Raw genomic sequence first — 13225 nt, forward strand, 5'->3', positions numbered from 1 at the left:
AGAACAAGATGGGTGGTCAGTAGGGCACGGACCCGTACAGGGCCTCGATCGCCTCGACCAGTTCGTCGTAACCGACCGGCTTGTTCAAATGCCGGTCGAAGCCCGACTGGCGTGACTTGTGCTGGTCGGCGCTGGCACCGTAGCCGGTCAAGGCGATCGCCGGGGTGTGCTGCAAGTGGCTCAGGCCACGCAAGGCCTTGATCAGGGCGTGGCCGTCCATCACCGGCATGCCGATGTCAGACAAAATGATGTCGTAGCTGGCGGCCGCCGCCGCTTCCAGCGCTTGGCGAGGGTCGCTGAACGCACTGACCTCGGCGCATTCCATTTCCAGCAGCTGCTGCATCACTTCCAGTACATCTGGCGAATCGTCGACCAACAGCACCCGGATGCCGCTCAAGCGGCCATCGGCTGTCGCATCCGCTGGCGCCACGGCGGGGCGCTGACCGCTGTCCGAGCAGGGCAGGCTGACGGTGAAGGTGCAGCCCTGGCCGATGCCTGCCGAATCAACACTTACGCTACCACCATGGGCTTCGACCAACTGGCGAACCAGCGACAGGCCAATACCCAGGCCTTCGCGCGGATGGTTGCCCACTTGCGGTGCGGCCTGGCTGAACAGGTCGAAAATGTGCTCCAGGCTATCTGCTGTCAGGCCAACCCCATGGTCAATGACGCGCAGCCATACCTGCGCTTCGTCATGGCTCAATACCAAGCGGACAAGGCCACCCGGCGGGCTGAACTTGAGCGCGTTGTTCAGCAGGTTCCAGACCACCTGTTCCAGCCGCGTGCTGTCGCCTTCGATAATCAACGGCAAGCCGTCAGCCGGCAGCTCCAGCAGCACATTGCAGGCAGGTTGTTCACTCTGCACCAGTGCATGGATGCCCTGCAGGATGGCGCGGATATCCACCGCTTCGGTCTTGAGCTTCAGCTTGCCGGTACGAATACGGGCGACATCGAGCAAGTCGTCGATGATTCGCGCCTGGCTGTTGACCGCCTCGCGGATGCTCGCCACAGCCTTGCTCGCCGCTGCGCTGTGGGCGATGGTCGGCAAGCGCCGGAGGATTTCCGCATTGAGCTGGATCAGGTTGAGCGGGTGCTTGAGTTCGTGGGACATGATGGCGAAAAACTCGTCCTTCATGTGGCTGCTGCTCTGCGACTCGGCCAGTTGCTTGCTCTGCTCGTCCTGCCGGCGCTTATGCCCCGTGAGGTCGCGGGCGATCTTCACGAAGCCGCGCAGGGTGCTGCCCTTGAGCTGGGATATCTCGCCGCTGGAGTAGAAGCGGCTGCCATCCTTGCGCACATGCCAGCGCTCGTCCTGGTCGCGCTCATTGACCCGGGCGGCATGCAGTTCCTGTTCGGGAACGCCGCGCGCACGGTCCTCTTCGGTGAAGATCAAGCGGTAATGCTGGCCCAGCACATCCGCCTTGCTGTGGCCGAACATCAGGCTGGCGCCGGTGTTCCAGTCGGTAATCAGGCCCTGTTCGTCGAGCAGGATGATGGCGAAATCGTGGGTGCTTTCGGCCACCACGCGCATGCGCTCCTCACCCAGGCGCACGCGTTCCTCCGCCGCCCGGCTCTTGCTGATGTCGATGAAGGTCAGCACCGTGCCATCGCTGTCCTGCTCGCTCGAGCGGTACGGCAGCAACCGCGCCAGGTACCAGCGTTGGTCGTGGCCGCCGACCTCGCGTTCGATGATGTGTTCGCCCTGGGCCACGGTGCGGGCATCCTCGGCCAGCGCCGGGTAGTCGAGCCGGTGGGTGATATCGAGCAACGAGCGGCCGGTGTCGACCGGCAGCATGTTGAACAAGTCGGTGGCGCGCGGGGTGAACCAGCGGATATGCAGGTTGCGGTCGACGAACACCGTGGCGATATCGGTACTGGCGATCAGGTTGCTGAGGTAATCATTGACCTTGTCGGTTTCCTCGACCTTGTTCTTCAGCTCGAAGTTGACCGTCAGCAATTCCTCGTTGATCGACTGCAGCTCTTCCTTGCTGGTGCCCAGCTCTTCGCTGGCGGAGCGCAGTTCTTCGTTGATGGCCTGCATTTCTTCATTGGAGGCGGTCAGTTCCTGGCTGGAGATTTCCCATTGTTCGATGGTTTCCTGCAATTGCAGGCGAGTGCGCTGCAGCTCGCGCTCAAGGTTGTGCAACACCATGCTGTCGGTCTGGCGAAGCGACTCGGCGATGGGCAACGACGGGCCGGCTGCACGCTCTTCGAAAACCACCAGCAGGTATTCGCCAGCGCTCACTTCGTCCTTGTGCGGCTGCACGGTGATTTCCACCTGCACCCGGTCGCCACCTTCGCCCAGTTCCACCGGCCGCGAGGTCACCGCCTCGGTACCCTGGCGGGCCTGGAACAAGGTGCTGCGCAGGGCCAGGCGCAAGCTCGGCAGCACCAGGCTCAACAGGTTACGGCTGAGTTCACCGCCGGCCAGTTGCATGAAGCGGCCAACGCCCTCGCTCAGGTGCAGGATCGTACCTTCGCCGTCGATGATCAGGCTGGGCGGGTTCCGGCGCGCCAAGGCCCGGTGGTGCACTTCGGCGTAGACGGGTTTGCGCCCGGGCTTGTCCTGCCCGCGTGCGACCTGGGGCGGGCTGGTGAGGTCCGGCCCCGGCAACTGGCGGCCCGAGCGGCGGCCCAACGTGCTGACGTCGCGGGCTCGGTAGATACGGTTGCGCTTGTCGACCACGGCGAACAGTTCACTGGCCAGGTCGGCAGACTCGGCTGAGCCCAGGAACAGGAACCCCCCGGGCCGCAAGGCGAAATGGAACATCTGCAGAATGTCCTGCTGGATCTCGCGGTCGAGGTAGATCAGCAGGTTGCGGCAGACGATCAGGCCGATCTGCGAGAACGGCGGGTCGGACAGCAGGTTGTGCCGGGCGAACAGGACTTTCTCGCGAATTTCCTTGCGTACCCGGTAGTGCTGGTCTTCCTTGACGAAGAACTGGCGCAGCCGCGAGGGTGGCACGTCGGTGACGATCGCCTCCGGATACGAACCACCCCGGGCAATGCTGATGGCACGCTCATCGAGGTCGGTGGCAAACACCTGGACCTGGCTGGCGCGCTGTTCCACGGCCAGTTGCTCGCAGGCGAGCATGGCCAGGCTGTAGGCTTCTTCGCCAGTGGAGCAGCCCGCCGACCAGATGCGTATTTCGCCAGCGCCCTCGGTTGGCTCGGGCTCGCTGACCAGCTGCGGCAGCACATGGCGTTCCAGCGCCTCGAAGGCCTCGCGGTCACGGAAGAAGTTGGTGACACCGATCAGCATGTCGGCCAACAAGGCCGTGGCCTCTTCGCGTTGGTCTTCCAGGTAGCGCAGGTAGGCGCCAAGGTCGGCCTGCCCGGTCACGTGCAGCCGGCGCTCGATGCGCCGGAGCACGGTGGCGCGCTTGTAATGCTGGAAGTCATGCCCGGTGACACTGCGCAGCTGCAGGAGAATCTCCTCCAGCAGCGGCTCGGAGGCCTGCGGGTCGCCTGCGCGGCTGCCCAGCGCGGGTGGCAGGGTATCGTCATCGATCCGCGGCAGCTTTACCTGGCTGGCGTTCTGCCAGAGCTCCAGCAGTTTCTGGGGGATTTCCGCAGCCGGCAGGACGATATCGACCATACCGGTGTCTATGGCCGCGCGGGGCATGCTGTCGTACTGCGCGTCATCGGGCGCCTGCACCAGCGTGACGCCGCCTTGCTCCTTGATGCGCGAGAGCCCGACCGCGCCGTCGGCACCGCTACCGGACAGCACCACGCAAAAGGCATGGTCCTTGTGCACGTCAGCCAGGTCGCGAAAGAACAGGTCGATGGCCACGTGGTCGCCGCGCCGCCGGTTGGCTGGGGTCACCCGCAGGTAACCGTCATTGGTCGACAAGCGGTTGGCGGGCGATATCACATACACATGGTTGCGCTCGATCGGCACTGGCTCGGTCACCTGGCGCACCGGCATCGCGGTGGTTTCCTGGATGATGCGGTCCGCCACACTCTGGTGGTCGGGCGACAGGTGCAGGACGATGACGAAGGCCATGCCAGAATCGGCCGGCATTTGCCGGAACAACGTGCACAAGGCCTCGAGGCCACCTGCCGAGGCGCCTATGCCGACCACGGGGAAGTCCAGATGGCTAGGGCTCAGGTTGGGGTTTTGCGGCGAGGCGGGCTGGTTAGCAGACGACTTCATGGCGGTGCCTTGTACAGACCTGACAGACGGCCCATCGACGCATCGCCGGGCTTGTGAAAGGCCATTATAGGCAGGCTGGCGCGGCAATCGCGAGGGGTTGGACAGAGTGCCAAAAGGCAGTGCACCAATTTGCGACCTGCCAGTCATTTGGCGCCACTCGTCCACAAACCACGCATTGGAATGAGCGCCCGGCGCCGCCTGGGTTCGGAGTAAGGGCACGGTATGCGACCGTGACTACCATTCCAACCGCAAGGAGAAACGACATGGCTCGCGATCAAGATCAAACCAGCCAACGTGGCGGCACCAAGGAAACCAACCCGGGCAATTTCGCCAACGACCGCGAAAAAGCGTCCCGCGCCGGGCAGAAAGGTGGCCAGGCCTCCGGCGGCAATTTCGCCAATGACCGCGAACGCGCCTCGGAAGCAGGCCGCAAAGGTGGCCAGAACAGCCACGGCGGCGGCCGCAACCAGTAACGCAGCGGCTGGCAACAGCGGCGGTGGCCCGGCGCGCATTGCGCTGGGCCACCTTTGTTGCGAAGCGTTTCACAATCTTTTTGAATCTTCGCGGCGCGCTCGACTCAACACGAAGTCATCCATGGAAAAGAGGAGGGCCACGCGATGCCTAATCCGCAGTTGTACATCATCGACTATCGGTTACACGGCAAGCCGCGCAGCTTCATCATCCGCCTGGAACGCATGGACAATGCCGAAGCCTGGCATTGGGCCAGCTGCGACGCCGGTATCGGCATCATCCCCAAGTTCGGCCGCGAAAAGATCCGCAAGGTAAGCAAGCCGATGGCCGAGCGCTATGGGGTGACCGAGGTGAGCTGGCGCGCCTCCGGCAGCAAGCCTGGCCAGTCGCTGGAAGACCCTGTCACCACCGCCTGAAACCGGCTCGCCGATACACCGACCGCTCATGCCCCGGATTCGGGATCGCTGGCAGGAACCCCAGGCCGGTTCGGCTCATCATCCGTCAGATTGGGGTCGGTATCGGGATCGTCCACTTTGTCATTGCGCCCGTCCGGCTCCAGTTCCGGCCAGTCATCCTGTACATTCCCGCCGCCTAGCCACTGCTTGTCGTTCATGCCCTTGGCCTCCGTTTCGGTAAAAAAGGCCCGCCAGGCCGGCGGGCCAACACAGGAGTGAGAGGCGAAGCCATTGACCACCCCTCATGCCATCAGAACCCGATGACGCGGGGGACGATCATTCGCATCCAGGCAGATGCCGACCAGTGGCAGCGCTCATGCTGCCGGTTGTTTCAACACCAGGGTCAGAATGTCGTAGCTCGCCACCAGCTCGCCCAGCTGATTGGTCACCTCCACGTCCCACGCCACCACGCCTTGCGGTTGCCCCAGCGGGCTGGTCTTGCCCTGGTCGATCTTGCGCTTGCAGGTCAGCCGCGCCTGGATGGTATCGCCGATGCCCACCGGGTTGATGAAGCGCAGGGTATCCAGGCCGTAGTTGGCCAATACCGGCCCTGCACCCGGCGACACGAACAGCCCGGCAGCCGCCGACAACACGAAGTAACCATGGGCGATACGTTTGCCGAACTGCGACTCCCTGGCGGCGATTTCGTCGAAATGCATGTAGAAGTGGTCGCCCGACAGGCAGCCGAAGTTGACCAGATCGGCTTCGGTCACGGTGCGGCGGTGGGTGAGCAGCGATTCGCCGATGCGCAGTTGCTCGAAGTAACGGCGGAACGGGTGCACTTCGCTTTCGATCACTGCGCCACCGCGCACGTACTCGCCGGTAACCGCTGTGAGCATGCTCGGCGATCCCTGCACCGCCGCGCGCTGCAGGTAGTGCTTGACCGCACGCAGGCCACCCAGCTCTTCGCCACCGCCAGCGCGGCCCGGGCCACCGTGCTTGAGTTGCGGCAATGGCGAGCCGTGGCCGGTGGACTCCTTGGCCGCTTCGCGGTCGAGCACCAGCAGCCGGCCATGCCAGGCAGCGGCGGCCGGGATGGCCTTGGCGGCGATGCTGCGCTCGGCGGTGACCAGGGTGGCCACCAGGCTGCCTTTGCCACGGGCGGCCAGCACCAGGGCTTCGTCGAGGTCGTCATAGGCCATCAGGGTGCTGACCGGGCCGAACGCTTCGATATCATGGGCACCACCCTCGGCATGCGGGTCGCGCGCCTGCAGCAGGGTCGGGGCGAAGAACGCACCTTCGGCCACGCCTTCGCCACGCGGCGCAAAGCCGTCACTGGCGCCGAACAGCTGGTCGCAACTGTGCAACAGGCTGCGCACGCGCTCGGCCACGTCGTGCTGCTGGTCATGAGAGGCCAGGGCGCCCATGCGCACGCCTTCCAGCGAAGGGTCGCCGACCACCACCTTGGCGAGGCGCTCGCGCAGCCGCGTGGCAACCGCATCGATGTGCTTGGCCGGGACGATGGCGCGGCGGATGGCGGTGCATTTCTGCCCGGCCTTGGTGGTCATTTCGCGCACTACTTCCTTGATGTACAGCTCGAATTCCTCGCTGTCCGGGGTCACGTCCGGACCGAGGATGGCGCAGTTCAACGAGTCGGCTTCGGCGCTGAACGGCACCGAATTGCGCACCAGGTTCGGCGTGACGCGCAGCTTGGCGGCGGTGTCGGCAGAACCGGTGAAGGTCACCACGTCCTGGCCCTGCAGGCGGTCGAGCAGGTCGCCAGTACTGCCGATTACCAGTTGCAGGCTGCCTTCCGGCAGCAGGCCGGAGGCGTGCATCAGGCGCACCACGGCCTCGGTCAGGTAGCTGGTCGAGGTCGCCGGCTTGACGATGCAGGGCATGCCGGCCAGGAAGGTCGGGGCGAATTTCTCCAGCATGCCCCAGATGGGGAAGTTGAAGGCGTTGATGTGCACCGCCACGCCGGCGCGCGGCACCAGGATATGGCTGCCGGCGAAGTGGCCTTGCTTGCCCAACGGCATGGCCGGGCCTTCGTGCACCAGGTTGCCCGAGGGTAATTCGCGGCTGCCGATGCCGGCGTACGAGAACAGCGTGGCATTGCCACCTTCGATGTCGATCCAGCTGTCAGCGCGGGTGGCGCCGCTGTGGTGGGACAGGGCGTAGAGCTGCTCCTTGCGTTCGGCCAGGTACAGGGCGAGGGCTTTCAGGCGCGCGGCGCGTTGCTGGAAGTCCATGGCCATCAGGCTGGCCAGGCCTCGCGCCCGGGCGAAATCCACCGCCTCGGCGAAGTCCGGGCGTTCTTCATGGCTATAGGCAAGCACGTGGCCGTCGAGGGCGCTGCGCAAGGCCTGGGCGCCGTGCTGGCCGAGCCAGCGGCCGGCGATGAAGCTTTGCAGGGTAGGGGCGGCAGACATGCTGTTCTCCATGCTGTTCAGAGGTAAGGGGCGCTGTTACCACAGCGCCAGGGTGTAGCCGATGATCAGGCGGTTTTCGTCCACGGCGTTGGTCAGGCCATTGCCGGAGCGGAAGGTGACGTTGCGCCAGCGCAGGCTGACGTCCTTGAACGGGCCGCTCTGGATGACGTAGGTGATGTCGGTGTCACGCTCGCGCTCACGGCCGTTGCTGAGCGTGGCGGTTTCGGCGTGGCGGCCGTCGGTGTAGCGGGTCATGAAGCTCAGGCCGGGAATGCCCATGGCGACGAAGTCGTAGTCGTAGCGCAGCTGCCAGGAGTCCAGGCCGGCGCGGGTGAAGGTGTTGTAGGTCACCAGGTTGACGGTGAACGGGTCGCCGCCGTTGACGAACGGGAACGCGCTGTCACCGGACATCTGTTGCCAGGTGGCGGTGAACTTGTGGGCCCGCACACCGAGGGTGAACATGGCGTTGAAGTTGCGGTTATCGATGGTGCCGGCACGTTCGGCGCCGTCTTCGCGGCTATCGAAATAGCGCAGGTCGGTGCGCAGGCTCAGGCCTTCGCCCAGCGGGCGGGTATCGACCATGCCGATGAACTGCTGGCGGTAGATGTCCTCGAGCTTGGCGTAGTAGTAGCTGACGCTGGTTTGAGCGGTGATGGCATAGCTGCCACCGCCAAAGTCCAGGTGGTCGCTGCTGGCGGCGCCATAGCCAATGTCATCGCGGCCCGAGGAATCACGCAGGTTGGCCTTGCTCAGGCGGCCGGCATTGAAGGTCAGGCCGGCGAGGTCCTGGCTGGTCAGCAGGCCGCCCTGGAAGGTGGAGGCCAGCAGGCGGGTGTCGTTGTACACCACCACTGGCAGGATCGGTTGCAGGGTGCCCAGGCGCAGGGTGCTCTTGGCCAGCCGCAGTTTGCCAGTCAGGCCCAGTTCACTGTAGTCGTCGACCGGCTCATGGCTGTTCGGGCCAAAGGGCAGCAGGCCAGTGTTGCGGCGGTCGCGGCTGGAGTCGAGCTTGATACCCAGTTGGCCCATGGCATCGACGCCAAAGCCGAGCGTGCCCTCGGTGAAGCCCGATTCCAGCTTGGCGGTGAAGCCCTGGCCCCATTCCTCGGCCTTGGCCTGCGCCGCGTTGCTCTGGCGGAAGTCGCGGTTGAGGTAGTGGTTGCGCAGCTCCAGCCGGGCGTGGCTGTCACCGACGAAGTCGGCCATTGCCGGCAGCGGCAGGGCCAGGGTGGCCAGCCAGGCGGCCGACATGAAGTGTGTACGGTTCATTGTTGTTGTTTTACCCGACATGGTTGTTCTTCCCTGGAGTCAGTGCTTGCTGGCGCCGGCAGCGCCGATACCGGTCATGGAGCGGATGAACTGCGCCAGGTAGCGGCCACGCTCCTGGCTGGCGCGTGCGGAATGGTCGGTGACCGAGAACGCCCAGGCGCCGAGGAACGCCAGGCTCATGGAGAACAGCGCGGGGTTGCTGTAGGGGAACAGGGCCTTTTCGTGATGCAGCACGTTGACCCACACTGCCGGGCCCAGCACTACCAGCAGCACCGCCGAGACCAGCCCGGCCATGCTGCCGCACACCGCGCCACGGGTGGTCAGGCCTTTCCAGAACATCGAAAGCAGCAGTACCGGGAAGTTGACCGAGGCCGCCACCGCCAACACCAGGCCGGAAAGGAAGGCGATGTTCTGCGACTCGAACAGCAGGCCGAGGATCACCGCCAGCAAACCGATCAGCAGGGTGGCGATCCGCGACACGCGCATTTCCTCCTGCTCGCTGGCCTTGCCCTGGCGCATCACGCAGGCATACAGGTCGTGGGATACGGCCGACGCCCCGGACAACGCCAGGCCGGCCACCACGGCAAGGATGGTGGCAAAGGCCACGGCGGAGATGAAACCGAGGAACAGGTTGCCACCCACTGCCTGGGCCAGGTGCACGGCGACCATGTTGCCGCCGCCGATGATCGCGCCAGTGGCATCGCGGTAGGACGGTTCGGTGCCGACCATGACGATGGCGCCAAAGCCGATGACGATCAGCAGCAGGTAGAAATAGCCGATGAAGCCGGTGGCATAGAACACACTCTTGCGCGCTTCCTTGGCATCGCTGACGGTAAAGAAGCGCATCAGGATATGCGGCAGGCCGGCCGTGCCGAACATCATGCCCAGCCCCAGCGAAATGGCATCCACCGGGTTCGACAGCAAGCCACCAGGGGCCATGATCGCCTGGCCCTTGGCATGCACGGCCACGGCACTGGCGAACATCGCCTCGGTGCTGAAGCCGAAGTGCCTGAGCACCATGAATGCCATGAAGCTGGTGCCCGACAGCAGCATCACCGCCTTGATGATCTGCACCCAGGTGGTGGCGAGCATGCCACCAAAGGTGACGTAGGCGACCATCAGCACGCCGACCAGCATTACCGCATACAGGTAGCTGATGCCGAACAGCAGTTCGATCAGCTTGCCGGCGCCGACCATCTGCGCCACCAGGTACATCAGCGCCACCACCAGGGTGCCGAACGCCGAGGTGAGGCGCACCGGGGTCTGTGCCAGGCGGTAGCTGACCACGTCGGCGAAGGTGTACTTGCCCAGGTTGCGCAGGCGTTCGGCGATCAGGAACAGGATGATCGGCCAGCCGGCGAGCACGCCCAGCGCGTATAGCAGGCCGTCGTAGCCGTTCATGAACATCATCGCCGAAATGCCCAGGAACGAGGCGGCGCTGATCATGTCGCCGGCGATCGCCAGGCCGTTCTGCATGCCGCTCAGGCCCCCGCCGGCAGTGTAGAAGTCGCTGGCCGAGCGGGTGCGCAGGGCCGCCCAGCGGGTGACCAGCAGGGTGAAGCAGACGAACACCATGAACATCGAGATGGCGGTCCAGTTCATTGCGCACACTCCTGCTTGACCTTGTCATTGAGCGGGTCGAGCACGTTGTTGGCGCGATGCACGTAGATGCCGGTCAGGGCGAAGGACAACAGCACCATCAGCACGCCAACCAGCATGCCGACAGTGGTCACGCCACCGCTGAGGGACTGGCCGAGGGTACTGGGCGAAAATGCCACCAGCAGGACGAAGCCGTAGTAGGTCACCAGCATGGCCAGGGTCAGGCCGCCATTGAGGCGGCGTTTGCGCCGCACCAGGTGCTGGAAGTCGGGGTGGTTGGTGATGCTTTCGATGCGTTCGGGGGTCATGGGTTGCGATCTCTGGGTGTTGTAATTGTTTTGTTGAGGTCACGCGGGTGTTGCATTGTTGTTGGAGCGGCCTTTTGCAGGAGCGGCCTTGTGTCGCGAAAGGGCTGCGCAGCAGCCCCGGTAATCCATGATCAGGGCCAGGATCCTGGGGCCGCGTTGCAGCCCTTTCGCGACACAAGGCCGCTCCTGCACAAACCGCGTCAGCAGCCAGGGGCTTGGGCCTACAGCTGGTCGAAGTCGAGCACTACCTTGTCGCTCAGCGGGTAGGTCTGGCACGACAGCACGTACCCGGCCGCCACTTCGTAATCCTCCAGGGCATGGTTGCTGTCCATCTCCACCTCGCCCTCGATTACCCGGCACTTGCAGGTCGAGCACACGCCGGCCTTGCACGAGTACGGCAGCTCGGCGCCGATGGCATTGCCGGCGTCCAGCACGTTCTGGGTATTGCGTGGCAGGTCGAAGGTGAGGGCCCGGCCATCGCTGATGACCGTGATGTGGCTGAGTGCCGAGTCCACCTGGCGCGCCGCTTCGCGGGCCTCGCGTCGGGCTTCGCTGCCGGCTGCGGCGAACAGCTCGAAATGGATACGGTCCTTGGCCAGGCCATTGGCCTGCAGGCTGTCGCGCACCGTCTCGGTCATCGCCTGCGGGCCGCAGATGAATGCCGCGTCCAGGCTGGCAACGTCCAGCCAGCGCGAGAACAACTGGCCGCACTTGTCGGCATCGATGCGGCCGTTGTACAGGTCAACATCCTGTTGTTCGCGGCTGAACACGAAAATCAGGTTCAGGCGCTCGAGGTAACGGTTCTTCAGGTCTTCGAGCTTGTCGCGGAACAGCGCCGCGGAACTGGAGCGGTTGCCGTACAGCAGGGTGAAGCGGCTGTGCGGTTCGCTGGCCAGGGTGGTGGCGATGATCGACAGGATCGGGGTAATGCCGCTGCCGGCGGCCACCGCCAGGTAGTTGCCCTGGCGGGCTGGGTCCAGCGGCACGAAGAAACTGCCTGACGGCGGCATCACGTCCAGGCGCTGGCCGGCCTTGAGCACGTCATTGGCGAACGCCGAGAAGCGCCCGCCTGGCACGCGCTTGACCGCCACGCGCAGTTCGCCGTCCTGTACCGCGCTGCAGATGGAGTAGGAGCGGCGGACTTCTTCGTTGTCCAGCTGGGTACGCATGACCAGGTACTGGCCTTGGGTGAAGCGGAACGCATCGCGCAGGTGTTCAGGCACGTCGAAGGCTATCGATACCGCATCGCGGGTCTCGTTGCGCACCTGCTTGATGGTCAGGCTGTGAAACAGGCTCATGGCGTTCTCCACGGCTCAAATGCATTTGAAATAATCGAACGGCTCCAGGCACTCGCGGCAGCGGTACAGCGCCTTGCAAGCAGTGGAGCCGAACTGGCTGAGCAATTCGCTCTGCGCGCTGCCGCACTGCGGGCAGCACACCTGGGGCGCCTCGCCGAGCAGGCTGCGCTTGCTGCTACTGCCTTGTGGCGGGGCAATGCCATAGCTACGCAGGCGTTCGCGGCCCAGTTCGCTGATCCAGTCGGTGGTCCAGGCCGGCGTCAGCCGGCGCTCCAGTTCGGGCGCCGGGAAACCAGCCCGTTCCAGCGCCAGGCGGATATCCGTCTCGATCACCTCGGTGGCCGGGCAACCGGAGTAGGTCGGCGTGACCACCAGGTGCAGATGGCCGGCCCGCCAACCGAGGTCGCGCACGATGCCCAGGTCGACCACGCTGACCACCGGCACTTCCGGGTCCATGACCTGGGCCAGCACCGCCCAGGCACGAGCCAGGTCGTCACCGCGTGGCGCGCGGGCGCCACGGTCGCCGGCAATCAGCTCACCAGGTTGCATCGGGGTAAGCCCTCGGCAGGCACTGCATCTCGGCCAGCAGCAGGCCCAGGTGCTCGGTGTGCAGGCCTTTGCGGCCGTCCAGGTAGAAGTGGCTGGCGGCCTTGGGCAGCGGCAGATCGACCGCGCTGAACACCTCGCAAACCTGTTGCCGCCAGGCCGCGCCAACGCTGGCCGGGTCGGCGGCGATGCCCGCTTGCGCCAGTTGTGCCTCGTTGTCGCTGCCGGCGGTGAGTTCCACGGTGAAGCGCCACAGGGCCGGGATGGCGGCAAGCATGCGCTGGCGGCTTTCTTCGGTGCCGCCGCCCAGGCGCTGTACCCATTCGCTGGAACGGCGCAGGTGGTAGGTGACTTCTTTCAAGGCTTTGCCAGCGATGCCGGCAATACGCTCGTCAGCGGAACCGACCAGGCCCTGCAGCATGGCGAGATGCCAGGCGTCGTAAAGGAACTGCTTGGTCATGGTCACGGCGAAATCGCCATTGGGTTGCTCGACCAGCAGCAGATTGCGGTAGGCCCGCTCGTCGCGGCGGAAGGCCAGGGCGTCAGCATCGCGGCCGTCGGCCAGCAGCTCGGCGGCGTACTCCAGCCAGTTACGCGCCTGGCCGACCAGGTCGAGGCCCACGTTCATCAAGGCCAGTTCTTCTTCCAGGGCCGGGGCCCGGCCACACCATTCACAAAGGCGTTGGCCCTGCACCAGGGCACTGTCGCCGAGCAGCAGCAGATAGGGGATCAGGTCGTGCTTGTGCATGGC

The 13225-nt window shown here is 65.0% G+C and carries 10 protein-coding genes and 1 pseudogene; 2 read left to right on the top strand and 9 right to left on the bottom strand.

Annotated features, from left to right (window positions below; translation table 11 throughout):
* Positions 1-16: 16 nt before the first annotated feature.
* Positions 17-4156, bottom strand: a complete 4140-nt coding sequence (locus ACJA3S_RS12850) for a CheR family methyltransferase (protein WP_406822139.1) — start codon at positions 4154-4156, stop codon at positions 17-19.
* Between the two features lie 263 nt (positions 4157-4419).
* Between ACJA3S_RS12850 and ACJA3S_RS12855 the strand changes: the two genes are divergently transcribed.
* Together ACJA3S_RS12855 and ACJA3S_RS12860 are read left to right on the top strand one after the other, a co-directional pair.
* The gene (locus tag ACJA3S_RS12855) at positions 4420-4629 is read left to right on the top strand and encodes a general stress protein (RefSeq protein ID WP_114170448.1); all 210 of its coding nucleotides are present in this window, start codon (positions 4420-4422) and stop codon (positions 4627-4629) included.
* 144 nt (positions 4630-4773) lie between these two features.
* Positions 4774-5043 carry a DUF6555 family protein gene (locus ACJA3S_RS12860; protein ID WP_186685914.1) on the top strand — a complete coding sequence of 90 codons (270 nt, stop codon included), beginning with the start codon at positions 4774-4776 and terminating at the stop codon, positions 5041-5043.
* A gap of 26 nt (positions 5044-5069) precedes the next feature.
* On the opposite strand, the gene ACJA3S_RS12865 is transcribed toward ACJA3S_RS12860, so the two are convergent.
* From ACJA3S_RS12865 to paaC, 8 genes and pseudogenes are all read right to left on the bottom strand, one after another.
* The gene (locus ACJA3S_RS12865) at positions 5070-5240 is read right to left on the bottom strand and encodes a hypothetical protein (protein ID WP_406822140.1); all 171 of its coding nucleotides are present in this window, start codon (positions 5238-5240) and stop codon (positions 5070-5072) included.
* A 156-nt stretch (positions 5241-5396) separates the two neighbouring features.
* Positions 5397-7454 (bottom strand): phenylacetic acid degradation bifunctional protein PaaZ, encoded by a 2058-nt coding sequence (gene paaZ, locus ACJA3S_RS12870; protein ID WP_406822141.1) that lies wholly within the window; start codon positions 7452-7454, stop codon positions 5397-5399.
* Between the two features lie 36 nt (positions 7455-7490).
* A complete protein-coding gene (locus tag ACJA3S_RS12875) occupies positions 7491-8723 on the bottom strand; it encodes an OprD family porin (protein ID WP_406822142.1) in 1233 nt (410 codons plus the stop codon).
* A 39-nt stretch (positions 8724-8762) separates the two neighbouring features.
* Positions 8763-10325, bottom strand: a pseudogene (locus ACJA3S_RS12880) (cation acetate symporter); the annotation flags it as partial.
* Positions 10322-10630: a DUF485 domain-containing protein gene (locus tag ACJA3S_RS12885; protein ID WP_170029897.1), complete on the bottom strand. Its 309-nt coding sequence runs from the start codon at positions 10628-10630 to the stop codon at positions 10322-10324. The pseudogene ACJA3S_RS12880 and the gene ACJA3S_RS12885, both read right to left, overlap by 4 nt.
* Before the next feature lie 221 nt (positions 10631-10851).
* Positions 10852-11928 (bottom strand): 1,2-phenylacetyl-CoA epoxidase subunit PaaE, encoded by a 1077-nt coding sequence (gene paaE / locus ACJA3S_RS12890; RefSeq protein WP_406822143.1) that lies wholly within the window; start codon positions 11926-11928, stop codon positions 10852-10854.
* 15 nt (positions 11929-11943) lie between these two features.
* Positions 11944-12477 carry a 1,2-phenylacetyl-CoA epoxidase subunit PaaD gene (gene paaD / locus ACJA3S_RS12895; RefSeq protein WP_406822144.1) on the bottom strand — a complete coding sequence of 178 codons (534 nt, stop codon included), beginning with the start codon at positions 12475-12477 and terminating at the stop codon, positions 11944-11946.
* Positions 12464-13222 carry a 1,2-phenylacetyl-CoA epoxidase subunit PaaC gene (gene paaC, locus ACJA3S_RS12900; protein ID WP_406822145.1) on the bottom strand — a complete coding sequence of 253 codons (759 nt, stop codon included), beginning with the start codon at positions 13220-13222 and terminating at the stop codon, positions 12464-12466. Before paaC ends, paaD begins: the two co-directional genes overlap by 14 nt.
* Positions 13223-13225: the final 3 nt, after the last annotated feature.

Origin of the sequence: Pseudomonas sp. KnCO4 (genome assembly GCF_045344305.1) — a bacterium.
GTDB lineage: Bacteria > Pseudomonadota > Gammaproteobacteria > Pseudomonadales > Pseudomonadaceae > Aquipseudomonas > Aquipseudomonas anuradhapurensis.

Excerpts from the sequence above, each read along its gene's own strand:
- ACJA3S_RS12850 (WP_406822139.1), bottom strand. The coding sequence starts at position 4,156 with ATGAAGTCGTCTGCTAACCAGCCCGCCTCGCCGCAAAACCCCAACCTG.
- ACJA3S_RS12855 (WP_114170448.1), top strand. The coding sequence starts at position 4,420 with ATGGCTCGCGATCAAGATCAAACCAGCCAACGTGGCGGCACCAAGGAA.
- ACJA3S_RS12860 (WP_186685914.1), top strand. The coding sequence starts at position 4,774 with ATGCCTAATCCGCAGTTGTACATCATCGACTATCGGTTACACGGCAAG.
- ACJA3S_RS12865 (WP_406822140.1), bottom strand. The coding sequence starts at position 5,240 with ATGAACGACAAGCAGTGGCTAGGCGGCGGGAATGTACAGGATGACTGG.
- paaZ (WP_406822141.1), bottom strand. The coding sequence starts at position 7,454 with ATGTCTGCCGCCCCTACCCTGCAAAGCTTCATCGCCGGCCGCTGGCTC.
- ACJA3S_RS12875 (WP_406822142.1), bottom strand. The coding sequence starts at position 8,723 with ATGAACCGTACACACTTCATGTCGGCCGCCTGGCTGGCCACCCTGGCC.
- ACJA3S_RS12885 (WP_170029897.1), bottom strand. The coding sequence starts at position 10,630 with ATGACCCCCGAACGCATCGAAAGCATCACCAACCACCCCGACTTCCAG.
- paaE (WP_406822143.1), bottom strand. The coding sequence starts at position 11,928 with ATGAGCCTGTTTCACAGCCTGACCATCAAGCAGGTGCGCAACGAGACC.
- paaD (WP_406822144.1), bottom strand. The coding sequence starts at position 12,477 with ATGCAACCTGGTGAGCTGATTGCCGGCGACCGTGGCGCCCGCGCGCCA.
- paaC (WP_406822145.1), bottom strand. The coding sequence starts at position 13,222 with ATGCACAAGCACGACCTGATCCCCTATCTGCTGCTGCTCGGCGACAGT.